The following is a 25,871-nucleotide window of genomic DNA, read 5'->3' on the forward strand; positions in this document are numbered from 1 at the left end:
ACGGCGCAGCGCTGCCCGGAAGCGGACTGGCGGTGTGCGGGTAAGTGGACTCAGCGGGAGCAGGTAGCGGCGCATCTTTCGCGTTTTCCAGCCGGACCACCGCCGCGTGCATCCAGTGCAGCAGTGCGTCCATTTTACTGACCTGGCGCAGTTCCAGGCGCTGTAACAGGTCGCACAGGTGGCGAAACTGCTGCTCCAGACGATAGACCACCGTCAGGTCCTGGTGACCGAGCGTAAAGCGGCGCAGGCTCAGCATCAGGTGGTCGCTGAGCCACACCAGAATCTCCTTACGAAATGGCATCTGCGGCGGCCACATCACGCTCCACTGGTGCGAAATCAGCGAATCGATGAGTTCCAGCCCTTCCGACAGCCCGGCGAGGCCGGAACGCTGCAGGCGGGCACAGCAGAACCAGGCGGCGGTCTGCAGGTCAGTGCCGTTATGGCGAAACAGGGTCACGCAAAGCTGTTCCACGTTGCGCCAGTCCACATCGGGACGTGCGGGGTGGGTCAGCTTGCTCAGTTCATCGCGCACCTGGGTGTATTCAGACCATGCGCGGGGATCCTGGCCCGCATGCACGGGCAGGTTTCGGGAAAACATATTCAGACGTCCTTAATTCAGGATGAAGATGACTGTTTCTGATATCTGCCGGTCAGCTTCGGCTGCCGGAGGGGAGTATGCGTTGTTGTTTCAGGTGGCGGAGCAGCACTTTACCTTCCGGCATAAACTCGGTGCCAAAACGCACCAGCCCGCCGTCGTGCAGCTCTGCTTCAATGGCGTAGCGCAGTTCACCGGGCCGGGTCTGCTCCAGTATCACCACGTTAATGTCCTGAATACGCGGCTCGTATTTCAGCAACATTTTTGCCAGCGTGGTTTTGAGTTCATGGACGGTACCGGGCATGCCCTGCAAAATCAGCGTCATATCCGGCAGACCATAGTCCGGCAGATGCGCCACGGAACCGGCCCGGGTACTGAGCACCCGCTGCAGGTTATCCAGCACCGACATAATGTACTGATTTTCTTCGCTCACCTGCTCAAGGGGAAGACCACCGGCAAAATGACCGAGAAGTCTTTCGTACAGTGACGGATGGCGCATGTTATTTCTCCTTCACGGGCAGAAGCCGCAGCCGGTTATCACCCGCTTCAATCAGACGCGCCTTATCAGGATCCAGATCCTTACGGGGAATGACCACCCGCCAGGTATTGCGGGTCTGGTCCGGGGCAAGGAACATGGCGGCGACCGCCACGTACTGTGCCGTTTCCTCCATCGGCATATCAATCTGTACGGCCTCGCCGGGTTTCAGGCGAATATCCTTTTCGGCCAGCAGGTCGGCTTTCACCACCGGGCTGTCAGCCGTAAACAGCGCCGGATAATCCGCACCATCAAACGCCTTACGGTCTTTCAGCTGGTAGAGGCGCAGCACCGTGGGCAGGGGGATGCCGTCGTCATTGACATTCAGCGCCGCGCGGGCCCGGATATCCAGATGTAACGTTCTGACCTGTTTGTAAAATATGGCGGTGGTCATGGCCTTCGTGCCCTCTGATACTTTCTGCGTCAGGCCGCAGCCACTGAGTGATACGGTGGTCGCCAGCGCAGCACATACGGTAATGACCTTACCAGTGGTAATCGCCATCTTCATCGGTCTCCTTGCGGTTAACGTATTCCCTGACGCACTGCCAGCGCCCCAGAGGGATAGTGAGTATCCGGTCATTGCCGGATGTCTGAGAACACAGCGAGCGCAACACGGCGGTTCGCCCCAGTTGCACACCACCCTGTTCAGGATGGCAATGTGCCTGCGCATCCGGCAGCAGGGTACGGTTCACGCGCAGCTGCAGACGCACGTCCAGCGCACTGCCCAGGTAAACATGCAGCAGGGCAAGCAGGTCGGTATGCAGCTGCCCGCCGGGTAACCAGCCCTGTACCTCCTCCGGGTTACCGGTGGTGAGCTGCAGCAGCACCTGGCTGTTCACATCGGTCCCGTGGTCCCCCATCACCGGACGCGCCTTCAGGCTGACGGGATGGCGGGTACTCATGGTGACCGGGGCACTCAGCGGGACGCGGCAGCGGTCGTGATGCCAGACTGTGGCGCGGGTGTCCGGTGCCAGCAGCGTGACCAGCGAGGCCAGGCCTTCGGCGGTACGCCCCGGCAGCAGCATCACCGGCAACAACGCCAGAAAACGCGAGACCGGGGTGGCGATATTCTGCGCACAGCCCGGTATCCCCACTCCCGCCAGCCCCAGCAGATACTGTGAGGTCCGGTCCCGTCCACCCGGTTCAAAAGTGGCCGGGTACGAATACTTGCGCCAGATACGGTAATACTGGGTAATCAGCCGGTGGTTGAAGATATCGAGAAAATCACAGACGGCTTCATAGCCTTCCTGGTGCTGCGTGATATCGTCGGTATAAATTGTGGGCAGCGGCGATTCCACGCCATACAGCCCCATAAACGTCACCCGCACCGTGGGTGGCAGATGTGGCTGTTCCGGGATGTCAGCCCCTTTAATTTCGCCAACCGGGAAGCCCATCCCCGGATGCGGGCGAAAACGCACCGGCTCCTGACGTACCTGCCAGCTGCTGCCCGCCACCGGCGCATCCGGGTGGCGTTTCTCCACAATCTGGCACAGCCGGTAAAAGTTGGTGCGGGGAAGCGTCTCCTGAAGCTGCGTTATCAGCCGGGCAGTCGCGGACTGTGATTCTCTTTCCACCGGATGCATTTTCCTTCTGGCTGAACGATAAGGGAGAGCTGGTTAAACTGGTTCATGTCGGCGTAGAGGGACAGGAAGCGGTTGAGCATTTCGCCAAACAGGTGGATATCCCCTTCACCGGTAAAGCCGTTGCTGTCGAGGGTGACCTCAATATCCAGCCCGCGCAGCAAAAAACCGTCCTCAAAGCGCTGAATACGGTGATGCTGCACATCCTGAATGGCCGACAGCCGTCGGTTATTGAGGTCATCACCGGTCCAGTTGTAGAGCTTCAGCGTGCCGCTCAGCACCTCCGGGCTGCTCATCATGTTCAGAAAGCGGGTCCCGAGATGGCTCATGATGCGCCAGTGGAAGCTGTCCTCATCCGGCGGGTACACTGGCAGCGTCGGTTTGCACAGATTACGCAGGGTCACCGGGGTCTTGACCCGCTGCTCGCAGCGCTCCAGCAGGGTGCTCTGCAGCGCCTGGCGCGGGAGCTGACCGTTGGTGCCGGTGATCCCGAGCGACAGGGTATCCTGTACCGGCGCGTTCTGCTCACCGCCCAGGATTATCCAGGTGTCATACATGCCGGTGACGCTGCGTTTCACGCGTGTATGGAAATAGCGCTCCGGGGCCTGACGGCGCAGCATACCGCCCTGATGGCGAAAGCTGCTGAACGGCACATATGTGGTCCCGGTACCGGTCACTTCATCGACCGAATAGATTTCGGTATGACCGTCCTGAACCAGCTTCGGACGCAGCAGGTACTCGCTTTCCAGACCGTTCACCCTCAGCGGATCTGCGTCCATCGAGAAGAGGTTTATCACCGGCACGCAGTGCAGCCGCAGGGCATCGGCGGCCACCGGCAGGTCGGACGGCCACACCCGGCTGAACACCGCCTCAATATCGAAATGCGTGATACCCGTCGGGAGCGTGATGCCCTCCAGCCCGTTGAGGTGCACAAACATAAACTTTTCGCGGAAGGTGAAATACTCCAGCAGCAGCTGATAGCCGCTGAAGGCGCTGTCGCCCTTCGGCCACAGGCGGTCCTCATCGGTAAAACCACCAGGTGAGAACCAGGCATCCAGCCGGATACGCTCCCCGGAGCCGGGCAGGCGCAGATACAGCGCCTCCAGCCGTTTCGTGAGCCACAAATGTAGCGAACTGCTGACCGGCGCATCGTCGGCCAGATACAGGCAGAGCCGTTTGAGGTCAGTCTGCGCCCAGTCGGCCTGGGGGGCGCAGGCAAACCGGGTAATGAGTGTAGAGCGCCCGTCCGGCTCAGCGGTCAGGGTGACGTTCTGTACCGTGAGCGGATTCAGCATCATGGGCCGGGTGGTACGATAACGGCAGACGGTGTTCCTGGCACCCACCGGACGGGAGTACACCTCCAGTCCGGCGGGGACATCCTCGGCTATCTTCATCTCCAGCAGTTCCGGCGTGAAGCCCACCACCGACAGAGACGGAATGGTTCGCATATAGTGCGGCCAGAGCATGCTGACCAGCCCTTCCGTCAGCTCCGGCAGATCGTCGTCAATTTTTTGCCGCAGGCGTCCCATGGAAAAGGCAAAGCCTTCAAACAGGCGCTCAACGTAAGGGTCCGGCGTGCCGGCCTTATCAAGATCCAGCATCATCGCCCGATCCGGGTGAGTCCGGGCGAACTCTTTCGCGGCCTCGCGCAGATAGCGCATTTCGGCGTCAAAATAGCGCAGGGTTAAATCTTCCATTTATTTGTCATGTCTCTTCAGTATTAACCGCACAGCACGGCGGCTCTGGCAGGATCCAGCGCCACCAGCCCGGCCAGTAACAAATCCATCTCCGGCTGCAGCCGCGTTTTATCAGCTTCACTGCGCCCGGCCTGCAGACGTAACAGTTTGAGTTTTCGCGCCTTCACCTCAAACAGCAGCTCCGGCTCCCACTGTTGCAACGTCAGGTTGCCCGCCTGCGTATTCAGCTCCCCCAGCAGATGCAGGGCCAGCGTGTTTTTACCGTACTGTTCGGCGAGTCGGGCCATCAGCAGCTGCATCAGCCAGCGCTCGCGGGGTGTGACCACGCCGGGACGCTGTTGTAACCAGGTCAGAGCCACCTCCACACCGTCGCTGTCGGCTTTTTCCTGGGCTTCCGCTTCCAGCGCCAGAATATCGTTTTCGGTGGTGCTGGCCGTGGTGAGGGAGGGCTCCTGCCAGTCTGTCGCATCATTCATCACCTGCTGGCGTATCCAGTTCAGCGTCACGTCGTCAGCAAAGGGAGAGCCGTCATTAAAGGCCTGCGCTTCCAGGCCGGGCAGACGATGGAGCAGCCCCTTCAGGTCATCCTGGATAATGGCGGCTTCCGTTTCGCGCCCCTGCTTCTGCAGCGCCTGGTGGATATACCACTGGAGGTCCAGCCACAGGTGACCGGCTGCGCGTGAGAACAGGCTGTCCGCCTGCTCGCGGAGTTCGTTCCAGCGCTGTTGCTGGTACAGGCGTTTCAGCTGCACACGGGCATCCGCTTTGGGGGGCTCGATGCGCGTGCGCCCATCGCCCTCAGACGGCGGCGGCAGTTGCAGCGTGTCATGACGCAGCGTCTTCATCAGCCGGTGTGCGGCAAGCCAGCCTTCCGGCTGCTCATTCAGCCAGGCCGTCATTTGTCGGGCCTGGTCCAGCAAGTCACGACCTGAGGCAATGGTCGTACCGGAGGTATACGGTGCGGTACGCACAGAGGGAGCGGGTCTGACCGGCTCGCTGTCGGCTGAGTTCTGCGGCACCACGGCGTCGGGGCCCCCGGCCTTCATCAGCCGGGACTCCAGCGCCGCATACAGCGCTCCGGCCTGTATCAGGGGTTCTCCGTCCTCCGTCGAGGTCGTCTGCTCCAGCAGCATCAGGGCACCGGCAATACGCCGTGAATCTTCCACCGAGGCTTCCGGGTACATCGCCAGACTGTCCAGCATTCGTGTACCGGCCAGCCAGTCCAGCGCCGCCGTACGGGGGCGCTCACGCTGCGGGTGAAGCTCAGGGCTAAAGCGCTGCTGCAGTGCCGCCAGCAGCTCCAGTCCGTCAGCCAGCCCGGCTTCCCCGTCCATGGTCAGTCTCGCCCAGGTGTACCAGGCGGCCACACGAATATCTTTGGCGACGGTGGTCAGCAGTTTTTCGCACAGATGACAAATCTGCTCCGGGTCGATACCGGACAGTCTGTCCATCTCCTCGCGCAGTTGCTGAAAATCATCGTCGTAGCCGGGGTCTTCGCCACAGGGGGCCTCCTCAGACACCGGCCGCAGCCAGCTATCCCACAGTGCCAGGCGCTGTTGCGTCTGTTTCAGCAGTGGCTCCCGTTCCGCCTGGCAGGCCGTCAGCAGGGCGTTCAGTGTCGTCATCAGTCCGTGTCCTCCGTCGGCTCGTCTGCCACCGTATTGTCAGCATGAGTGCCTTTCACCCGGAATATCGTCTCCGGCAGGGTAAGGTGCCGGAGTTTCAGCAGCACCAGCGGGCCTTCTGCATCCTGGGTGCGCAGGGTATAGTTCAGAGCACGGCCATCCGGGGCATTCCAGCGCAGGCGGTAGCTGCTGTTGAGACCGGGATACCCCTGCACCTGCGCTTTATCCAGCAGACGAATCAGTCCCCATTCCCCGGGCAGTTCCGCATACGAGCGGGTCCCGGCCGCCACGCTCATCCAGCTCAGCGAGGCTCCCGGTGAGGTTGTATCGCCCGGCCAGGTAAAATGCTGCCAGACCGGCATCTGATTGGCATAACTGAGCGTCTGGCCGTCGGTACGGAAAGTTGTCTCCATCACCCCGGCAGCGGTGCCCGGACGCAGGTCAAACTGCAGACGGGCTGCATCGGTGGTGAACGCCACATCAGAGATATGGCTCAGGGTGTTAATGGCGTTCAGAAACGCGGGGTTAAAGGTCAGCCCCAGGCTGTTGAGCGAGTCCGGCACCCAGCGGCTGCCCTCCTGTCGAAGAACGCCATTCAGGCTGGTTTTCAGAAACTCAGTGAGTCGTCCGTTTGTGTTCAGGTATTTTGCCAACAGCGTCAGCGATGCCTCGCTGTCGGTGTCCTCGAACGGGTAGCGACCACCAAACGAGCGGTTCCAGTCACTGACCACATCGGTCTGCCACTGTGCGTTAAGGCTTTCGGCGGCAGGGGTCAGTACCTGCTGCCAGGCCCCGGCAAGCGGGCGGACAAAGACAGTCTGCCCGAAGCTGCGCCACTCCTGCCCCAGCTCAGCGGCCACCAGATTGCCGTAATTCTTCGTGTCGGTTAAATCCACACCTTTCCCCTGAAACACCGTCTGTGCCAGCGCCTGGGTCATGGCCTGCGGGTCCGTGGCGTCAGTGACCTGCTGCAGATGCAGGCGCACCTGGGTCACCCGGGTGAGGAAGGTCTGCAGACTCAGTTGTGAATCGCTGTTGCCATCAGGCTGCTTCCCCGTTAAAGCCAGCACCGGGCCGAACGTGTCATCCAGTGGGCCGTGCGTGGTCGCACTCTGGTCGATGGCCGGGGCGTTATCACGGGAGAGCAGATGCTTCGCGGACTTCACCAGCGAATCGGTGATAGCCTCTCCCGTCTCACCAGTATGCCCCTGCACGTTCAGGGTGTTCATCAGCGCAATCAGCGGTGACTGGCGCACGTCCGCCATCAGGGTCAGCTGGTCGATAACATCAGAGAGCGTCGGCGTCGGCTGCAGGCGGATACTGTTGAGAAACGACAGCCAGGCCCCGCTGAAATCGGCGAAGTAGCGGTCGGTCAGCTGCTTTTTCAGCGCCTCCGGGGAGACCTGTTGTGAGACGGGCGTCTGGCTGTCGCTCAGCACCCAGTCCATCTCGTCACGACGCGCTTTCACCACCTTATCAATCGCAGGCTGTACGGCATTCTCCCAGGCCTGACGGGTGAACATCCCCGGCACCACGGCTTTTGTGGTGTAGAGCCGGGCAATATCCGTCTCACCGGCCATGTCCTCCAGGCGCATATCGGCGTAGAGATGTGACACCTGCGCCAGCACCTTCTGGTACAGGCCCGATTCGCTGTTGCGCATCCCGATAAGACGAACCAGCAGCCCGCGGGTGGCGCTGACCAGTTCGTCATCGTTGTTCAGCCGCCACTGTGGATGCGAAGGTAAGGCGGCGGCATAAAACGCCAGCAACGCCGGGCCGTCCCCCTGCCACTCCCCCGGCTTAACGCCCGGCCGCGTCGGCCAGTCCTGCATCAGCGTGTCGCGAAACCAGACCGGGTCCATTCTGTCGGGACGGTTCAGCATCAGCCAGAGCTTCAGCTGGTTGTAGCTGGCTTTTGCCAGGCGAGTCCGCTGCAGGCTGTCCGGCGGCAACTGTACAAACGCCTGAAGCTGCGAACGCAGGTGTTCAGCTGCCGCATCCCGAATCAGCGGCAGTGCGCTCTGCGCGTAGCGGGGAAACGCCGCGTCAAGCAACGCGTTATTCTGGTTAAGACCGGCATGCAGATACCAGGGGGCACCGTGCGCCTCGCGGTACTCCAGTTGGGCTAACCTTTTCTGCAGGGCCATCAGTGCCTGCAGCCGGTTCGTCAGGGTGCGGTGCGTGTCCAGCGCCGCCTGCACCTGCTGCTGTGTCCCGGAGACCAGCGTGCGGTTAACCATAAAGGAGACCGCCATCGCCGTGCCGCACAATGCCATCAGTACAGCGGCAGACACGGCCAACAGCGGCATCCTGTTGCCGCCGGGACTGACAGGTCGCAGTCCTGACGGTAACTCGCGTACACGCTCCGGCAGCGCATCCCAGCGATTATCCCTGGCCCAGTGGTGCTTCACGCTGCGCTCAGCGCCGAAGGACGGCGGACTGAACATCACCCCCGCCAGCGGCAGGGGACGGTGCGAATTCAGCCACGGGGCCAGAGGTTTAGAGACAGATTCAGGGCGGGCCGACAGTCGGTCCGCCAGCGTCAGCAGAAAATGGTGGGCCGTATCGAGGCATATCTGCTGAACACCCATACGGATAAGTTCAGGAACCAGCGCCTGCAGGTGACCATTCAGCGCTTCCGGGCGACAACCGGCGGGCAGCAGGCAGCCCACCGGCTGGGTGGTACGACCGGCCTGTGCACCGCCTTCGGCATCCAGATGCCAGACGTACACCGGCAGACGCCGCGCGAGCTGGCTGTAAATCTCGCGGAATGCACGTCCCAGCAGGTCCATCGCGTCTTCGTCAGCGGAGTCCAGCGAGGCCGTCACCCACACCAGCCCGTCAGCCGGAGTGCGTCGCAACTGACGCAGCGCCCGCAGCCAGACAGTATCCAGTGGCTGAGCGGGGTCACCGCCCCACAGCAGTAACGTGCCACGGTCTTCCTGCCAGTATTGCGCCGTCAGCCCGGGGGTCAGCAACTCCACGTCTGCAGGCGTACCGGTGACCAGAAAAATACGGACCTTACGGGACCAGAAGCGTCCGTAATGGTTACGCATGGTTTCGCGGATTTCGCTGACAGTAATGTTGCGGGGAGGCATTTGAGCAACTCTGGCACCAGAACCCGGCAACCAGTTTCCTTCTTCGCCCTGGCTGTGGTGGTACTTCTCCCTGAGGCTGCGGACGACGAGAGGAGAAAAGCGCAGGAGCACCAGCGCACAACAGACGACGATCAGCGCCAGCATTTGTGCTCCAGATCCTTCAAGACCAATCATCGGGCCATAATGGACGATCAGCCACCAGAGTACTGCAATCCCGATCAGGATAAGCGCCACCCTGAGAAAATTAACGAAGCGATTACCCGATATTTGCATTTTCACTTCCAGGTGCGATGGTACTGACAAACTGCTCCGTACCGGATGACAATAACGTCAGCAGGGAAAGGTTACCGGACATGACTATCTCCGCCCCAAGGGCGGTCAGGATCCACGGGGCTGATGCGCCAGGTATTCCGCAGAGTTTTTCCAGCATCATCGTGTCGGCAGATTTCCAGTCAGCGCCATGCCTTCCACCGACAGACGCCAGTGAGGCGGATACGGTATGCCAGCAAAGCGCATCTTCCAGAATGCGGGCGGTACGACAGGCCACCGTCTGGGTTTCCAGAAACAGGGTGAGGTCTTTTTCAACGGCAGTTAAATCCAGCGACATGGGGCGTAATAAACGGGCCGGATAAGACAGCCGGTATTTTTGTGCCACATCATCACTGGTCAACAACAGTGCCGCCATGGCGTCGGAATACGCATCGCCGCCGTTCAGCTGTACAACGATGATCAAATCCACCGTCAGAACCGGCTGTTCGAGACGGGCTTCAACCCATGAGAAGGAATGCGCTTGTGTCATCGTGAGATCGACGGGTAAAGCACGTTCAGGAAACAAGGTTCCCCATGCTGGGGTAAAGGCACCGGAGAGCGCGTCCTGAGAGACATCACTCACCAGGGTTACTCTGAGCGGCAGGTCACGGGGTAAAGCCTGAAGTGACTCCTGAATGCCCCCCAGACATAACACTACGGCATCCGCTAACGACGTCGTGGGCAGACGACAGACGCGCATACTTTGTGAGGGGAAACTCCCCTCATCGCTCTTCCATAGCGTGTCCGCCGTGACATTGTTGGGTAGCAGAACGCTGCTTCCGAGGACAGCCAGATGTCGTTCAGCCCATGCTTCCCACTGCGCCTGCGCATATCGCGCTTCTTTTTCCAGAAACTGATGCTCATCGATCTCCTGACCCCGAAACCATCCCCAGATACAGAGCAACAAAAACCAGACACCTGACGGAGCCAGTGATACCGTCCAGACATTCATCGATGACAATACCTTTACGGCCCCGGAGGAATGGAGCACAAAGAGTATGACGCCAGCAATAACCGCCAGCGTCCCTGTAAATAACCACAGGAAAAGAGAAGGCGGTGCAGACAATACGGTCGTCGGGGATTTATTTCGAAGCCAGGCCATGCATTACCCTACCGTGTTGTTTGTCGTGCTGGCGATGACGTGACAGCCACACTGGCAGCGGCAACCATCAACCACAACGGCCCGACCGCCTACCGTCCGGTGCGGATGTCCCTCCACTATGGGATTAACACCGTGGCCGTCAAGCGGACAATTCACTAAGTCATCAACCAGTGCGACCTGTTTGCCGTTTACCGAATAATGGGCAGAGGCGGAAATGACCTCACCGCCACTGTTTGTTTTATCGCCAAGAACAACAACATTTTTAGACATTAATAATAACCCTTTCAATATCAATAAAATTAACCATGGAGTATCCATTCCAATTTTAAAAATATTACACACCCATTGATATTCATCCTGTGATATTTTATATTCACTCCCCGTTAACTAAAGACTTCATTTTATCCACTTTATCAAAGTCAGGGAAAAGAGCATCATCAGGAGCAATACTCCCATCTGGGTATATTATTTTTGGAGATGCACCATCTATTTTTTTTTCTATCCCAATCCACCTTGTTATTTTACGCTCATCGAGTACCGGCTCGAAAGTAATATGTTGAGGCGTGAATACTCTGATTGATATAAAGCTTTTCCTTCCTAATAATGTGAGTTCTTTTCTCTTCTTATCCATATTCCATTCACGTATGTAAGGATAATATTTTGGTGTTAGATTGACATCACCTATTACAGGTTTGAATTGCCCATTCTGGGATGCAAGATCGTCAAAAGCAATAGTCGCGCCAACAGCCGTACCCGGCACTAAATCTTTACCCAGATGTGTCGCGTCTATATATTCGATACCCATATCAAACTCACTCAGTTTCCAGTCACAGGAACCGCCACCGTTCATCGCCACTCTGGCTTTCCAGATATTACTGTTTCCCTGTTGTTGCAGCGGAATGGTCACCGGACTGTGTCCCACAGTTTCTCTCCGTGTGCCATCACCCATGTCGAGATAATGATGCTTACAGGTATTCGAAATATAGGTCACTTCCAGTGGAAAAGGTCGTGTCCAGGGAGACGGGTTTTTGACCTCCACATTCACCCATTGAGTGTCAGAAGGTGGTGACAGGGTTCGGTCTATTGATTCAGCACAACCGGTGTTCAGAATACCGACCAGGAAACACAAGAGTATTTTTAATGTATGCTTCATTATTCAATGATCTCCTCTGCTTTGATGCAAAAACGCTCCAGTGCAGCAGGTCCATTCGCCATCGTCTTCGTTGCGGTGAGTGATAAGTAAAGCATTGACTCCAGGGTCAAAAATATTTCATTTCGCTGGAGTTCATCCTCTGGTATTTCATCCTTCTCTCTGTCCATCTGAGTTTTAAATTTTTCAATATTTTCCTGATGTTCAGTAAAATGCTTGTCGCCACTTAAATTAGCAGCATCGATTAACTCAAGTAATTTGTTATTGATATACGGCATATAGGATGTCATAAAGTGATTTACTGGATTAACGGCCATCCCCCTGTCAGGATTGCCACCGGGAGGAATTAATTTATCAACATCCTCTCTTGTTAGCTTTTCAATAAAAGCCTTTTGTTTTTCTCCTGCCTCCTGTACATCAGATAACATCAGTTCAGGCACAAGATAAAGTTTGGCTTTTATAGGCAGTGCATTTTTTATCGTTATGCATCCCGACGGTTCAGGTAGCGTTCTTTTACACTCACGGTACATTCTACTCTGGGTTGCGGTAAGAAATATAACCGGATTACCGTGGTGCCAGTAACAATCGCCCCATTTAATAGCCTGGTAGGCTGATAATTCTACTGTTGACCATAATCCCCCCAGCGTGGTACCAACAGGCCCCCATAAATCATAAAAAGCATTATCAACATTAGCTTCTGGCGGAACGCCAGGTACAGGGTCGGTATCATTAACATGCCGAAAATGGGTAATACTCGCCAGTTGAAGCACCGCATCCCGCGTGAAGGTTCGCGGCATGCCATAGGTGTAAAGCAAAGGATTGTTGCTCTTTAATTCGGTTGCATGAATTAAAGCTAACGCGCCACCCAAACTATGTCCTGCAATAAAAACATTCAACTTTTCCATCAGCGACTTCAATACTTCCATATCCTGAGAGAATTTCTTTTTCAGAAGGTTGTAAGCCTCCCAAAAACCTTCATGCACCTTTCCTGCAGGCAGTAAATTTGTGCATTGTATTTTCGTATCACAGCTTTCACTTTCAACCGGGCGGAAGGTTCCGTCAGTCAGGGCATCCGTACCACTTGATGTTCCTCTCCAGGAGACAATAACAGACTGCGGATTGTAAACATAAAAAAGCCGAGTATCTCCTTCAGGCTCAGAAGCGCTACTGGTATCCATGAACACGGGGACATGATATCGCTGACTAAAGGGCACATCGTGAACAAGCGAATTATTCTTATAATTGCCTTTGTAAAAAATAGGTGATGCAGATAAATCCTGACACTGATTAATAAAAAACTGGGGGATTGATTTTATATCTTTCGTATTATTATCAGCATACGCTAAGCATGCTGAGCCACCCAGGTTTATCGCGTTCGCAATCGAGTAGTCATTCTGATGATGTAAGACCAGTTCCCACGCCCTGAACGGACAAATCTCAATCACATGACGTTTTTCAAGATCGTGCGTCTGGAAATCAATCCCTTTCAGCGCGGTCTCTGCCGGAAAATGGAACGGCGGCGGAAAAGGTTCACCATCCCGCTTCTCGATATTCGGATAATCATCACAGAGTTCGCCAATCACGGCATAATGCCACACATAACCCGCGTCTTCGGCGGGTTGACGAACAAAGGAGTGCTCCTGTGCGTTCCGGCCCGGGCGCAGGGCACGTTTCTCCATCTCATCTGCCAGCGGCTGAGCCGCTAATTTCAGTCGGAGAGGCAGTCCATGCGGCATGTCCACCCGGATAAGCCCGGTACTGTCACTGATACCGGTATGCGTAAACTCTTCAATATGCCCGTCATGCGGATGGTGACTTTCCAGCGTCCAGGGGATCCCGGCGACAGCAACATTGGCCTCATCAACAAGCTGCACTTCAACCCAGAAGGGAAGTTGCTTACCCGCTGGGGCGTTTGGCGATCGGCGCTTAACGGCAGTAAATGATTGTGTCATGACGGTTCTTTATCCTCATCAGGGGTATCTGTCCGGGGGTATTCGATGCTTACCGACGACGGCATGGCGGTATACACAGGTGCGGTTTTTCCGTCCCGCCCGGATATGCCCTCATACACATCGCCTTCACGCGTGGAGATCCGATAAGATGTGAAGGGTTTTATCTCGCCCGTCTGCGTGTCGGTCGTTACAAAATTCTCGCTGTAGGCTTTCGGAAGGGTGACGGGCGGTGCTTTCAGGGCTGCGGGAGAAGGCTGGTCTACGTTGGTGGCTTTCAGTGTAATATTGCCGGGACAGCCTATCTCAATATTTTGTCCGTCAAGTTTAATGTACGCACCGCCGCTGTTTCTCAGCGTGACCACACTCCCGGCGTTCACCGTCACATTACCTTCAGCACTGGTTACGGTAACATCCTGCAGTGCAGAAACATCCAGTCCGTTACTGAGCGCCTTAATATTCACCTTTCCCTGTGCAGCCAGCAGACTCATACTGCCCCGATCGGCGAATAAACTGACCGCATCACTGGCAGCGACCGTAAATGACTGCCCTGTGCTGATATCGGTATTTTTCCCGGCCATCAGACCAATACTTTCTCCACCAGATGCCAGACGTACCGCTTCCGGGCTAAGGATCCCCACGCCAGCCGGGGCATGTACCAGAATCCCCTCTCTTTTCAGATGATCCAGCGACTCATTAAGGATCTTCTGGCTGTCAATATCCCCCGAAGATGCGCCGACATTTTTGACGGCAACCTGCAGACTCCGGGCAAGCGTGAGAGCCTGCTCAAGCTGAGCAATGATCGGATCCATCTCCAGCATCTGACCATCAGCCGCAGGTTGTCTGTCAGCAGAAATAAGTATCCCCGCCCCTCCACGGATGCTGACCCAGTCATCGGTCCGCAGTTCAGCCCCTTCACCGCGCAAATTGCGTTTTGCATCAACGTTGTGTCCGAGGTTCAGCTGCGTCCTGCCGCCATACACGGTGCTGAGTTTGATGTGCTCTTCACCGCGCTTATCCTCCATCCGCAGCTTGTTCAGCCCGGCGGTACGGATGACGTTGCGGGTGCCGTTCTTGTCGGTCACGTGGTCGCGCGAACGGGAGTTATGCATCACATGGGCGATGTAGGGGCGGTCCGGATCCCCTTCATGAAACCCAATCGCCACTTCCGTACCCTGAATCAGCGGGAAGTGGAAGCCGTACATATCCCCGCCATAGGGCTTCGCCAGGCGCACCGGCATACTCTCAAGCCCCGCGTCCTTGTCATCCATGTCAGCATCAAACTTCACCCGGTAGAGGCCGGAGGCATCCTGCCAGCCGTAGATATCATGGGGTTTCGCGCTGGTCACCCAGGCGGTCATCGTGCCGGTGACCTGCGGGCGGGGCAGCAGTGCCGGACGCCAGCAGACCGTGTCGCTGTAGGGCACAGCATGCAGACTCACCAGCAGGGCTTCTTTCCGGCTGGCGTGGTATTCCGTGTTGGTCAGCAGGATTTCACCCTGCAGTATTTCAGGGAGCGTGTTGTGGCTGTCGCCGGTAAGGGTGACCACCTGTCCCGGCGAGAGCAACGCATCGGTGCTGGTCCCGGTGATCTGCGTCTGGTTTGCCAGAAAACGCTCATGGTCCAAACGGGCATAGAAGTTAGCGCTTTCGGTTTCGGCGTTAATGCGCTCCCCCAGCACCATATGACGCGGTTTATAGTGATAGACCTCGCCGTACGTCACCCCCTCGCCATCACCGCGCGTCATGTCCGCCAGTGCAGACTCCAGGCGGAACTGCGCTTCACGGTGGTTATAATCTTTGGTGGAGACTGAGGCTTCCACCACGTTGTGGGTAATACCAAGCTCCCATACCGAATCTCTGGCGTTATCATTCATGCCGGACGGGCTGTTCAGCATCAACGTGTGACGGGCCGTCAGCGCGTACTGCGTGTCGCCCACGTTGACCACTTCCGTCTGCGTGTCCGGCTGCAGGGTGAACCAGTAGAAGAGGCCCACCTCGGCCAGCAGACGCTGAATAAACTGCAGGTCGTTTTCCTGGTACTGGTTGATTTGCTCACGCTTCGGGTACGTGCGTCTGAGCGAAAATTCATACTCCCAGTTCTTCAGGCCATGCTCCTGCAGCACCTGCCTGACCACCTCCGGCACCGATTTATTGATAAAAAAGCGGTGGGTACGAAACTGTCGCTCCAGCAGCACCAGCTTTGGCTCCAGCGTAATGCGGTACTCCGCCTGGTCAGCGGAGCAGGTCAGACGCTCAAACTGCGTGATGACGCCATGTACCCGCTTTTGCTCCGTCAGTTGCTTCAGCATGCCCCCCGCCATGGTCAGGCTGGCGGGTTTGCGTAACATCTGGTCTGCCGGGATATCCTTGTCCGGGCTGGTAAAATGGATGGTGTAGCGGTACGTCCCGCTCAGCTTCTCTTCGCCGGTAAAATCTTCCACATCCAGCGAGGACGGGCAGCTGCCTATATTCAGCCGGTAGCGGTTCAGGGTGTCAGTCAGACTCATGTGTGTTTCCTGTCAGATTCAGTGCCACCGCATGTGGCAGAGTGGGTGCGCGTAAACGCTCAGTGCCGGAACAGCCGGAGAAGGGCATACGCCAACACCCCACTTAGCAGCGCCTTTACCAGCAGAACGGTGACGTCCAGTTGGTTCATCGCCATTTCACCCTCGCCGTACAGCGCGATGCCGTGTTTCACCAGCACCACAATCCAGCCTTCCGGCAGCAGGAAAACACTGCCCAGGACAATGACCAGAAATAAAATGATGTGCATGTTCGGCTCTCCGACGGGGGCTCACGCCTTATGGTCCGGCATGGCGTTAAATTCCATCACGATACCGTCATCCTCATGCCAGCCGAGCGTCAGGTGATTCAGCGTCACGCCAGCGGCCAGGTGGTGCAGCAGTTGCTGGCTCAGCACCGGCAGTATCTGCTGGTTAAGCAGGCTGTCGATGTTGCGGGCCCCGGTGTCCGGCAGCAGACAGGCAGCGGCCAGTGCGTCGTACAGGCTTTCACTGAGGGTGGTGGTGATGCCGTAGTGACGGCTCAGACGCCGAGTGACCTTCTCAAGCTTCATCGCCACGATGGTGCGCAGCGGCGCTGCACCGAGCGGGCGGTACAGCACCGTCTGAAAACGCGCCAGCAGCGCAGGCTGGAAGTGGTCGCGCAGCAGCGGACGCACCTGTTCGTGCAGCTCGCTGTCAGTAGTCTCCGGGTTTTCCGCGAGCATCTGCATGATGTGGTCGCTGCCGAGGTTTGAGGTCATCAGGATGACCGTGTTGCGAAAATCGATTTCGCGGCCTTCGCCATCGCGCATAAAGCCCCGGTCAAAGACCTGGTAGAACAGGTTCATCACATCCCGGTGGGCTTTTTCCACCTCGTCGAGCAGCACCACACTGTAAGGGCGTTTTCTGACCGCTTCGGTGAGTATGCCGCCCTGACCGTAGCCAACGTAGCCCGGCGGAGAGCCCTTGAGCTGAGAGACGGTGTGCGGCTCCTGGTATTCGGAGAGGTTGATAGTAATCAGCGACTTTTCGCCGCCGTACAGCGCATCCGCCAGCGCATGAGCGGTTTCGGTCTTGCCGGTACCGCTGGGGCCTGCCAGCAGGAACACGCCCTGCGGGCCGTTCTCCGGCGTCAGACCGGTTTTCGACGCCCTCAGACGCTGCGCAATGGCGGTCAGCGCAGTGTCCTGTCCCACCACGCGTTCAGCCAGCAGGTTTTCCAGATGCAGCAGCTCCGTCTGTTCATCCTTCATTAATGACGAGAGCGGCACGCCGGTCCAGTCGGCGATGACCTCCGCCACCATCCGCACATCCACGTCAGGGCACAGCAGCGGGCTGCCCTGCTGCAGGGCGTGCAGCCGTTGCTGCAGTTCTGCGGTCTGCCGCTGTGATTCGGGTGCGTGGCGGCTTTCCAGCAGCTGCGTGACCAGACGTTTCTCCTCCTGATAACGGGTTTCGAGCAGCTGCTGTTCGGCGGTGAGCTGGCGGGTCTGCTGTGCAATCTCCGTCAGGCGGGTACCGTGAACGTGCTGGCCCACCGCCTGGTCTTCCAGCAGGGCCTCTTCTTCCAGCACCAGCGCGTTTTCCTGCGCCGCCAGGCGGGTGAGCGCTTCCGGGACCGTATCCAGACTCATGCGCACGCGGGCCGCAGCGGTGTCGAGCAGGTCCACCGCCTTGTCCGGCAACTGGCGTCCGGTGAGATAGCGGCGCGAGAGGGTGACCGCCGCACGGACCGCCTCGTCGGCGATATGCACGCCGTGATGCTCCGCGTAGCGGGACTTGAGGCCCCGGAGCATCAGACAGGCGGTGTCATCGTCCGGCTCATCGACTTTGACCATCTGGAAGCGGCGTTCCAGCGCCGCGTCGCGCTCAAAATACTGCTTGTATTCGCTCCAGGTGGTGGCGGCAATGGTGCGCAGCTCGCCCCGGGCCAGCGCCGGTTTCAGCAGGTTGGCCGCATCCGCGCCGCCCGCCTGATTGCCTGCGCCAATAATGGTGTGGGCTTCGTCGATAAACAGCAGCACCGGCAGCGGGGACTGCTGCACCGCGTCGATGATGTTTTTGAGGCGCTGCTCGAACTCGCCTTTGACACCGGCGCCTGCCTGCAGCAGACCGAGGTCCAGGGTGCGCAGGATAACGGGTTTGAGGGAGTCAGGAACGTTACCTTCGGCTATGCGCAGCGCCAGACCTTCCACCAGCGCCGTCTTGCCGACGCCCGGTTCGCCCACCAGAATCGGGTTGTTCTTGCGCCGACGGGAGAGAATATCCACCATCTGGCGGATTTCATTGTCACGACCAAATACCGGGTCGATTTTCCCGTCACGGGCTTTTGCGGTGACGTCGGTGGTGAAACGGTCCAGAACTGCCAGTAATGCCGTGGTGGGTTTGCCTTCTTTTATTACGGGCGCATCTGCACCCACAGGACGCCCGACGAATTCCACATTACCTTTTCCGGTATCGCCGCCGTCACCCGCCATCAGCATGGATTCCTGTGCCTGCACTTCCGGGAGCTCGTCCGACTGCGCATCCAGCAGCGTGCGCAGTTGCGTCAGCTGTCCGGTAGTCAGGGAGAGCAGCGGCCACAGACCGTCACAGAGCAGCAGTGACGAATGGCTGCGTAACGCCATCAGCAGGTGAAGACTGCGTATCTGCTCTTCCCCCGCCATCGACGCACACAGCCAGGCCTGACGCAGCAGTTCGTTGAACTGCGCAGACAGCTGCGGACGGCTTCTGACTGACCGGGGCAGCCGGTCCAGGTATGCCAGCAAATCCTGCCAGACCGTATCCATATCCCACTCATAGCGGCGGGCCAGTACGGTAAGGTCGCCTTCGCCCTGTTCCAGCAGTTTGAGCAGCCAGTGTTCAGGATGGATTTCCGCGTGGGCGCGGGTCTGGCACAGCGTGGCCGCATCCTCCAGCGCCCGGGCGCAGAACGGGTTGAGACGACGCAACAGTACGGCAGGATTTTCCATATCATTTTTCTCATCGTGGGTGACCGTCAGGCACGCTACCGCCCCTCACTGTTTCCTGGGAATAAGGAGCCTGTAAGCGCATCAGGTCAGATTTTCGTGTTGTAGTGTTTTTTGCTCAGCACCCGCGAAAGCAGACGTTCAGCAAAAAAAAGCAGACAGGGATAACCCCGTCTGCTGATGTGTTACGCCGTGGCGCGTTCGTTCCAGGCATCGGAATGAATGATGTTGCCGTCCTTGTACGTCCAGGTGATTTTTTCGTAGCGCAGTTCAAGCTGCTCCAGGTGGTTGTGCTTCTCGTAGGTCGGGTCCTTGATGTCATGCATCACCGGATTGACTTTCACCACCTTCACGTTTTCCAGCAGGGTGTTGAAGTACTCCACTTCCTGACCGGCATCGTTGATTTTGTACCATCTGAACTCGGCTGATTTCAGGGTCTGGCCGGTGGTCACCGCCTTGTACAGGTACGGGCTGGAGGCGTCGATTTCCTTGGTGAATTTAAACGGGGTGTGGATACGGGTGCCGGTCAGCTTGCCGGTGTTGTTGTCGGTCGGAATGTACAGATTATGCTCCTGTGCCACCACTTCAATGCTGCCCTCGCGGTCCTTCACGTCCACGGAGCCTTTAATGTCCGCACCACCGTCGTCCTTCAGCCACAGATAAACCGGAATTGCCATGTTATTGATTCCTTATTGATTACGTTGAGAAGCGCCACCATCCTGCGATGGCACCGGTTTTATGCCCGGTACCCGGCAGGCATCGGCCTGCGGGACCAGACGGATTTCAACCCGACGGTTGGCCGCGCGGCCCGTCGTCGTGTTATTGGTCTGCAGGGGGCGGGTGGCCCCGTAGCCCTGCACCGCAAAACAGCTTTCCGGCACGCCGCCGGTGTCGCGCATCCAGTCGCGCACCGCTTCCGCCCGTTTCAGGGAGAGCGCCTGGTTAAGCGACGGGCTGCCGGTATTATCGGTGTGCCCGCTGACCACAATCAGCCAGCCAGGCTTTGCCTTAATACCCACCAGCGCATTCACCAGCACCTTCGTGGAGCCGGATTTCAGGGAAGCCTCGCCCGGCGCAAACAGCGACAGGCTGTCGAGCCGCACAATTTGTGGCGCAGCGCTGACGACGGGCTGTTTCGCCGAAGGGGCTTCCGGCCTCCAGCCATTCACCGCCGCATTCAGCGGTGCTATCAGGCGCTGGCCCTGATACAGCCCCAGCCCGAAACGCTGCGGAACATCCCGACGCTGCATGTCATCCAGTCGCAACAGGTCACCACGCAGGATGGCCTGCGCCTGCAGGCGTGGACCGGCAGGTTGTTCACCCGGGCGGGCGTACAGGGTAAGATGGTCGCTGATGCTGCGGACAAGTCGCTGGTTATTCACAAAAGAACACGTCATCGCCAGCAGCAGAAACACACCGCTTATCAGCCCGATGAGACGCCAGTGCTGCATCCGGCGGCTGACGCCACGGTGACGGGAAAGTGAGCTGAGCAGCACATCCGGCAGCGGTAACAGCGACGCTTCCGGTATGGCGGCAGGTGTCATTGTGGTCAGTGCGGCCGTCTGCTGCTGCCAGAGATTATCGTGCTCCCCGTGAACTGACGTCAGGCAGTACCCCAGCCCGCCGGGTCGCAGCGCATTCTGGTCGCCCGTGGTCGCCAGCAACGCCGGGGCCACCACGCGCTGATACCACGCCTGCAGCGTATCCAGCCAGAGGCTCTGACTGACGCGGGAAAGTCGGCTCTCCGGTGCGGCCTCCCGCTGCCAGTCCGCCAGCGTCAGGATGCCTTCGCCAGGAAGATGCACACGCAGCGAGGAGTGACCAGGCGTGACGGTAAACCAGCGGGTATCTGCGGATGCAGAGCCCTCCGGCGGGGAGAGCCAGACCGCACTCAGTAAGGCGGGCGGACCCGGCAGCCACTCATGGCACTGTGTAATGGCCCGCTGCCAGCTGCGCAGCGTCTGCTGAAAAGTCTCTTCACGGGTATGCTGCTCAGGGATAACCGCCAGCAGCACCGCCACGCGGGGCAACAGCGACGGGCGTGTTTCGGCAAGCAGTTTCGCGAGACGAGGGAGCTGTTCCGGGGTTCCGGCCCGCAGATACCAGCCCTGAGCTGTTTCACGAAAACCGTATTCCGCTGAAAACAGGGATGCGGTGTCTCCGGCGACCAGGATCACTACCCCGGTAAAGGTGTCCGGCGGCAGAATACCATCAGCCAGTGGAGTACGGGCCTCACCCCCAGACGGATGCCGTTGCCACTGATGCCATAACAGCCCGCCAGCGGCGAGCAGGATCAACAGGCTGAGCATCAGCCGGGTAATGAATGAAACCGGTAAAAAGCCGTTGACCAGCCACAGGGACAGGGTAAGAGCCAGCAGCGTCAGCGCATAACGGAACAGATAACGCATTATGGTCACCCCGATCCGAGGAGCTGTGCCACCTGACCGTCAAGCAGCGCGGAGAACACAAACCACATCGCGGCCAGCGCCGCGATTCCTGCGCCCCATGACAGCCAGTACCACCTCCGCCCGCCGCGCAGCACGGAAGGTCTCACCACCACCGGGCTTTCCTGGCTCAGGGTAAACGGCGGCACGCGTTCCGCCAGCGCACGCACCACATCCTCACGACGCTCATGGCCCTGCTCACGGTACTGCCCGACAAAGCCGAGCTGCAGGGTTCGGTACAGGCAGCTCATGACCGCCATATCCGGAGCCGGAGATTTCAGCAGCGTGCGGATGTCTTCCCAGAGCGCTTCACCGGCATCCATGCGGGAGAAGAAGTGCGCCTGCAGCGGATTTTGCTGCCAGATCCGGTAAACGTCATCGTCCTTTCCCCGGTTAAGCACGCTCTCATCCAGCAGGGCGCACAGGGCAAACAGCATCTGTTCACGGGAGGACTCGCTGAAACCTGCCTCGTCTAACTGGCGGCGCATCTGTGGAACCCGCTGGCAGGCGAGACGATACAACGCCTCACCGTCCTCAATGGCCTGTTCATTACGCAACTGACAGGTCATCAGCCAGCCCGGGGATAATATCTGTTCGGCTTTCACCACCGTTGACTGACTCATGTCCGCAGCACCGCAAACAGCTCCAGCTGCACGTCACCCAGCGCGGCCGGTGTATAGAATGAGCAGTTACCCGCCGCCAGCATGGCGCGACCGGCATCGGAATTCAGATCGAGCGCGAAATACAGATTATCCAGACGCACCGGGATCGCAGCAGGCACGTGGCTGACCGGCGTGATTGCCATGCCGCTCATCGCCACATTCACCACCTCCGACACATCATCGAAGCTGCCCGCCTTGCACAGCTGCGGAAAACGCGCCTGCAGTTCGTGGGTGGGCATGGATGAACGTACCGACAGCCAGAAATCAGCCCCTTCGCGCAGACGGGCATCGTGCAGATCCCCTTTCCACATTGCACCGTTCTGTTTCAGCACAACCGGCACGACACGGGAAGGCAGGCTCGCTTCGAGCAGTTGATCGAGTAACGAGAGCAGCGGACCAAACACCTGCTCCGGCGTCTCATGACGGTACGCCGGGATAGCCTTAAGATCGTGCTCCAGCGAAAAGGTCATGAGGCTGCCCGTCAGACGGACCAGTTCCCTGAACACCAGTTCAGGATGGAGAGCCGGACTCTCCAGCAGGTCGCTCAGCACCGGGGCCGCACCGTTCAGGGCATTGAGCAGCCAGAACAGCGAGACGTCCGCCACGGCAAAATCCGCCATCCGTTCGTTGGCTTCCCGGCGCATGGCCATCAGACGCAGACGACGGGCCTGCAGGCGATGCAGCAGATCCCGAAGCCGTGCCAGCAGCGACGGGCTGCCGGACAGCGCCAGCATGGGGGGAATAAACGCGGGATCACGGACCCACTGCCCCTGGGCATTACGTACCAGCCGGGCCACAGGGCAGGTCAGCCAGGCGGTATTTTCCTGATGGGCAAGACGCAGCGTCAGGGCATGGCGCAGCACCGGGATGTCGGTCTGTTCATGACCCGTCAGCTCCTGCACGCTTACCCGCTCCTGCTTCCAGCGGCGGGGACGCTCGCTGTCCCTGCCATCGTCCAGATTACCGCCGTTGGCGCTCAGCAGAGGCAGGGCCAGCACCACCCCGACGGAATCGGCCGTGATACCGTTGAGATCGCACACGGGGGGCAGGTTATCACTGAGATCGGTGTCCACCAGCGTGCCGTCCGGGAAACGGACCACCAGGCGGGTGGCATTCAGACGGGAGAGGGCCAGCGCCCCGTCATCAAACTCTGCCGTGACCACGCCCCACGGGTTCGCCAGTGCCATACGGGCCACCGTCTGTGCCATATGGGCATCCCACAGGGCCTGCTGCTGAAACTGCTGCGGGGTCAGAAACGCCCCGTCTTCCCATAACGGACGATAAATCTTCATGACACCATCCCGTTATGCTTTGGCTTTCGGCATCTTGCTGACCAGAGACAGATTGACGTCCATCCCCTCGACCTGGAAATGCGGGACCGCAAAGAGTTTCACGCGGAAGAAACCCGGGTTATCCTCAATGTCTTCCACCACCACTTTGCCTTCGCGCAGCGGATGAGACGCCTGCAGCGCATCGCCCGGATCGGTCATCTCGGTCACCAGACCGCTCAGCCAGCGGTTCAGCTCCTGCTCCAGTACGCGACGGTCTTTGGTGGTACCAATGTTCTCGCGCTGAATAACCTTCAGGTAATGGGCGATACGCGACATCAGGAAGATATACGGCAGGCGGGCGTTGATGCGGCTGTTGGCCGTGGCGTCCGGGGTGTCATACAGTGCCGGTTTCTGGGTGGAGTTGGCAGAAAAAAAGCAGGCAAAATCTTTGTTTTTATAATAGCTTAGCGGAATTAATCCCAGGTTTGAAAAATCAAACTCGCGGGTTTCGGAGATCATGATCTCAGACGGGATTTTGACCTGACTGCCGGTACCGAGATCGAACAGATGGATAGGCAGATCTTCCACGGCACCACCGGCCTGCGGGCCACGGATCTGCACACACCAGCCGTTGTTCGCGAAACTGCGGGCCATGTTGGCGGCAAAGGCGAAAGAGGCATTCGTCCACAGGTACTTGTCGTGGTCCGGACCTTTGACTTCTTCCACGTAGTTGAAGCTGCGTACCGGGACGGTATCCGGGCCATACGGCAGGCGACCCAGCACGCGCGGCATCGTCAGGCCGATGTAGCGGGAATCATCGCTTTCCCTGAAGCTCTTCCATTTGATATACTCCGCGCGATCGAAATAGTTGTTAATGTCCTTAATGGCCGCTACCTCTTCGATCGTATTTTTCATGAAGAACTTTGGACCCACCGAGCCAATAAACGGCATATGGGCGGCGGCGGCCACTTTGGAGATATTACGCAACAGCGCGATATCCTGAGCACCGGCATCAAACTCGTACGCTGAAATCAGCGCCGCAATGGGTTCACCGCCGGGCTGGTCATATTCCGAACAATAAGCGTGCTGGTATAATCCGCTCTGGATGATTTCCGGCGCATCCTCAAAATCCGCCCGCAAATCCTCCTTGGACAAATCAAGAAGCTCTACGCGAATATTTTTTCTGAAATCCGATTTATCGACCAGGTGCTCCACGCCGCGCCAGAGACTTTCCACCTTCTGAAATTCCGGGTGATGAAGAATTTTGTCCAGGTCCTGGCTGAGCTGACGATCCAGTTCACCGATCATCTGATCCAGCAGCGCCTTATCCAGCTTATCGACTTTACGGGTACCGGACTGGCGCAACTGCTCCAGAAAGACGCCCAGGGCAGCGGTCACGCGCTGATTCGCACCTGCTTCCGCCATATCGGCTTCATCCTTCCAGGCGCGGATATCGCTGAGCTGGTCCACGGGAGACAGGTTGATTTTTTTAAGCAATGACGCATAGATCCCGGCAGACGGTTCCTGCTCCAGGACTTCTGCCGTTGCGGCGGCGGTATTGTGTTCTGCTGACATGGTATTCATCTCGTGCAAATAGGGGGATCAGATGTCCTGAGGGGCCAGGGCGGCAATTTCAGCGCGAAGCTCATCGCTCAGGTCGGGGTTACGCAGGATGTCCAGTAATTCACGGCGGAAACTGGCATCATCAAGGAGGTTGGCCCGCAAATCCCGTAACAGGTTGCGCATGGTCAGCATCGCCTGCAGGCGAGGCACCTGGCGGGCAATGTGCTCCGGAGAAAAATCCTTCATATGGCGGAACGTCAGATTAATCTTCTCTTCCGTTTCTTCGTCGCCGTGGGTATGCTTCACATCAAAACTGGTTGAAGGTGCGAACTCTGCCAGCACCTGCTGGATGTTCAGCTTATTGATATTGACCTTATTCCTTTCTGACAGCGGTGCCGTTTCCCGGCCATTGCTGAAGTCGCCCGATACGACCAGTTTCATTGGGAGTTCCGTCTGCTTCTGCGCTCCTCCCGTGTGCAAATCCAGTTTTAGATTAATTCGCGCTTTGGGAATTTCTGACTGATAGCTACTCATGGTCCATCTTTCGCCTTTATCTGAGAATAATGAGAGAAGCGCGAAGAATAGGAACGAGAGAAGTTAAAAGCAAATCGGCAGATATTTAATGCTTCTTACAGTAAATTGCCGATATTTTGTATTGAAATGTAATAATCGCTATTTTTAAGATTATTATTGCAGACCAGGAATTGACTGATGGCAATTGTCGTTGCTATAGAAGCGCAATTAAAATCGAACAATAACTAGGCAATTACGCCCCGTAATTAATCGTATTATCATTCGTGGTGTTTTTTAAAGAC

21 protein-coding genes are annotated in these 25,871 nt (G+C 58.0%); 1 reads left to right on the top strand and 20 read right to left on the bottom strand.

Annotated elements, in window-relative coordinates; genetic code table 11:
- The 8 genes from ACERY3_RS24720 to ACERY3_RS24755 form a co-directional block, all read right to left on the bottom strand.
- Nucleotides 1-598, bottom strand: a 598-nt coding sequence (locus ACERY3_RS24720) for a type VI secretion system ImpA family N-terminal domain-containing protein (protein ID WP_373226723.1), incomplete at its 3' end; no start/stop codon positions are given.
- 52 nt (nt 599-650) lie between these two features.
- Nucleotides 651-1,094, bottom strand: coding sequence for a type VI secretion system baseplate subunit TssE (gene tssE, locus ACERY3_RS24725; RefSeq protein ID WP_373226724.1), 444 nt, complete (start codon nt 1,092-1,094; stop codon nt 651-653).
- A 1-nt stretch (nt 1,095) separates the two neighbouring features.
- Nucleotides 1,096-1,632, bottom strand: coding sequence for a type VI secretion system lipoprotein TssJ (gene tssJ, locus ACERY3_RS24730; protein ID WP_373226725.1), 537 nt, complete (start codon nt 1,630-1,632; stop codon nt 1,096-1,098).
- Entirely contained in the window at nt 1,613-2,713 is a 1,101-nt protein-coding gene (gene tssG / locus ACERY3_RS24735) for a type VI secretion system baseplate subunit TssG (protein WP_373226726.1), read from the bottom strand. The genes tssJ and tssG overlap by 20 nt, the downstream gene beginning before the upstream one ends.
- The gene (tssF, locus tag ACERY3_RS24740) at nt 2,668-4,407 is read right to left on the bottom strand and encodes a type VI secretion system baseplate subunit TssF (protein WP_373226727.1); all 1,740 of its coding nucleotides are present in this window, start codon (nt 4,405-4,407) and stop codon (nt 2,668-2,670) included. Before tssF ends, tssG begins: the two co-directional genes overlap by 46 nt.
- A 23-nt stretch (nt 4,408-4,430) precedes the next feature.
- The gene (gene tssA, locus ACERY3_RS24745) at nt 4,431-6,032 is read right to left on the bottom strand and encodes a type VI secretion system protein TssA (protein ID WP_373226728.1); all 1,602 of its coding nucleotides are present in this window, start codon (nt 6,030-6,032) and stop codon (nt 4,431-4,433) included.
- Nucleotides 6,032-9,403, bottom strand: coding sequence for an ImcF-related family protein (locus ACERY3_RS24750; RefSeq protein WP_373226729.1), 3,372 nt, complete (start codon nt 9,401-9,403; stop codon nt 6,032-6,034). Before ACERY3_RS24750 ends, tssA begins: the two co-directional genes overlap by 1 nt.
- A complete protein-coding gene (locus tag ACERY3_RS24755) occupies nt 9,387-10,391 on the bottom strand; it encodes a type VI secretion protein (RefSeq protein ID WP_373226731.1) in 1,005 nt (334 codons plus the stop codon). The genes ACERY3_RS24750 and ACERY3_RS24755 overlap by 17 nt, the downstream gene beginning before the upstream one ends.
- A 46-nt stretch (nt 10,392-10,437) precedes the next feature.
- On the opposite strand from ACERY3_RS24755, the gene ACERY3_RS24760 reads away from it, so the two are divergent.
- Nucleotides 10,438-10,584: a hypothetical protein gene (locus ACERY3_RS24760; RefSeq protein ID WP_373226756.1), complete on the top strand. Its 147-nt coding sequence runs from the start codon at nt 10,438-10,440 to the stop codon at nt 10,582-10,584.
- On the opposite strand, the gene ACERY3_RS24765 is transcribed toward ACERY3_RS24760, so the two are convergent.
- From ACERY3_RS24765 to tssB, 12 genes are all read right to left on the bottom strand, one after another.
- Entirely contained in the window at nt 10,545-10,811 is a 267-nt protein-coding gene (locus ACERY3_RS24765; protein ID WP_373226755.1) for a PAAR domain-containing protein, read from the bottom strand. The two genes, ACERY3_RS24760 and ACERY3_RS24765, sit on opposite strands and share 40 nt — an antisense overlap.
- Before the next feature lie 103 nt (nt 10,812-10,914).
- A complete protein-coding gene (locus ACERY3_RS24770; protein WP_373226732.1) occupies nt 10,915-11,694 on the bottom strand; it encodes a hypothetical protein in 780 nt (259 codons plus the stop codon).
- The gene (locus ACERY3_RS24775) at nt 11,694-13,643 is read right to left on the bottom strand and encodes a lipase family protein (protein WP_373226734.1); all 1,950 of its coding nucleotides are present in this window, start codon (nt 13,641-13,643) and stop codon (nt 11,694-11,696) included. The genes ACERY3_RS24770 and ACERY3_RS24775 overlap by 1 nt, the downstream gene beginning before the upstream one ends.
- Nucleotides 13,640-16,150: a type VI secretion system Vgr family protein gene (locus tag ACERY3_RS24780; RefSeq protein WP_373226736.1), complete on the bottom strand. Its 2,511-nt coding sequence runs from the start codon at nt 16,148-16,150 to the stop codon at nt 13,640-13,642. The genes ACERY3_RS24775 and ACERY3_RS24780 overlap by 4 nt, the downstream gene beginning before the upstream one ends.
- A gap of 59 nt (nt 16,151-16,209) precedes the next feature.
- Complete coding sequence (locus ACERY3_RS24785; RefSeq protein ID WP_373226738.1) at nt 16,210-16,416, bottom strand: hypothetical protein; 207 nt, start codon at nt 16,414-16,416, stop codon at nt 16,210-16,212.
- A gap of 21 nt (nt 16,417-16,437) precedes the next feature.
- Entirely contained in the window at nt 16,438-19,119 is a 2,682-nt protein-coding gene (gene tssH, locus ACERY3_RS24790) for a type VI secretion system ATPase TssH (protein WP_373226740.1), read from the bottom strand.
- Between the two features lie 182 nt (nt 19,120-19,301).
- On the bottom strand, nt 19,302-19,793 hold the full coding sequence (locus ACERY3_RS24795) for an Hcp family type VI secretion system effector (protein ID WP_262768538.1): 492 nt from the start codon (nt 19,791-19,793) through the stop codon (nt 19,302-19,304).
- Between the two features lie 12 nt (nt 19,794-19,805).
- Nucleotides 19,806-21,524, bottom strand: coding sequence for an OmpA family protein (locus ACERY3_RS24800; protein ID WP_373226741.1), 1,719 nt, complete (start codon nt 21,522-21,524; stop codon nt 19,806-19,808).
- Between the two features lie 5 nt (nt 21,525-21,529).
- Entirely contained in the window at nt 21,530-22,183 is a 654-nt protein-coding gene (tssL, locus tag ACERY3_RS24805; RefSeq protein ID WP_373226743.1) for a type VI secretion system protein TssL, short form, read from the bottom strand.
- A complete protein-coding gene (gene tssK / locus ACERY3_RS24810) occupies nt 22,180-23,514 on the bottom strand; it encodes a type VI secretion system baseplate subunit TssK (protein WP_373226744.1) in 1,335 nt (444 codons plus the stop codon). The genes tssL and tssK overlap by 4 nt, the downstream gene beginning before the upstream one ends.
- Before the next feature lie 12 nt (nt 23,515-23,526).
- The gene (gene tssC / locus ACERY3_RS24815; protein ID WP_373226745.1) at nt 23,527-25,068 is read right to left on the bottom strand and encodes a type VI secretion system contractile sheath large subunit; all 1,542 of its coding nucleotides are present in this window, start codon (nt 25,066-25,068) and stop codon (nt 23,527-23,529) included.
- Between the two features lie 27 nt (nt 25,069-25,095).
- A complete protein-coding gene (tssB, locus tag ACERY3_RS24820; protein ID WP_262768549.1) occupies nt 25,096-25,590 on the bottom strand; it encodes a type VI secretion system contractile sheath small subunit in 495 nt (164 codons plus the stop codon).
- Between the last annotated feature and the right edge of the window lie 281 nt (nt 25,591-25,871).

Origin of the sequence: Enterobacter cloacae complex sp. ESBL7, assembly GCF_041679625.1 — a bacterium.
Classification (GTDB): Bacteria; Pseudomonadota; Gammaproteobacteria; order Enterobacterales; family Enterobacteriaceae; genus Enterobacter; species Enterobacter asburiae_B.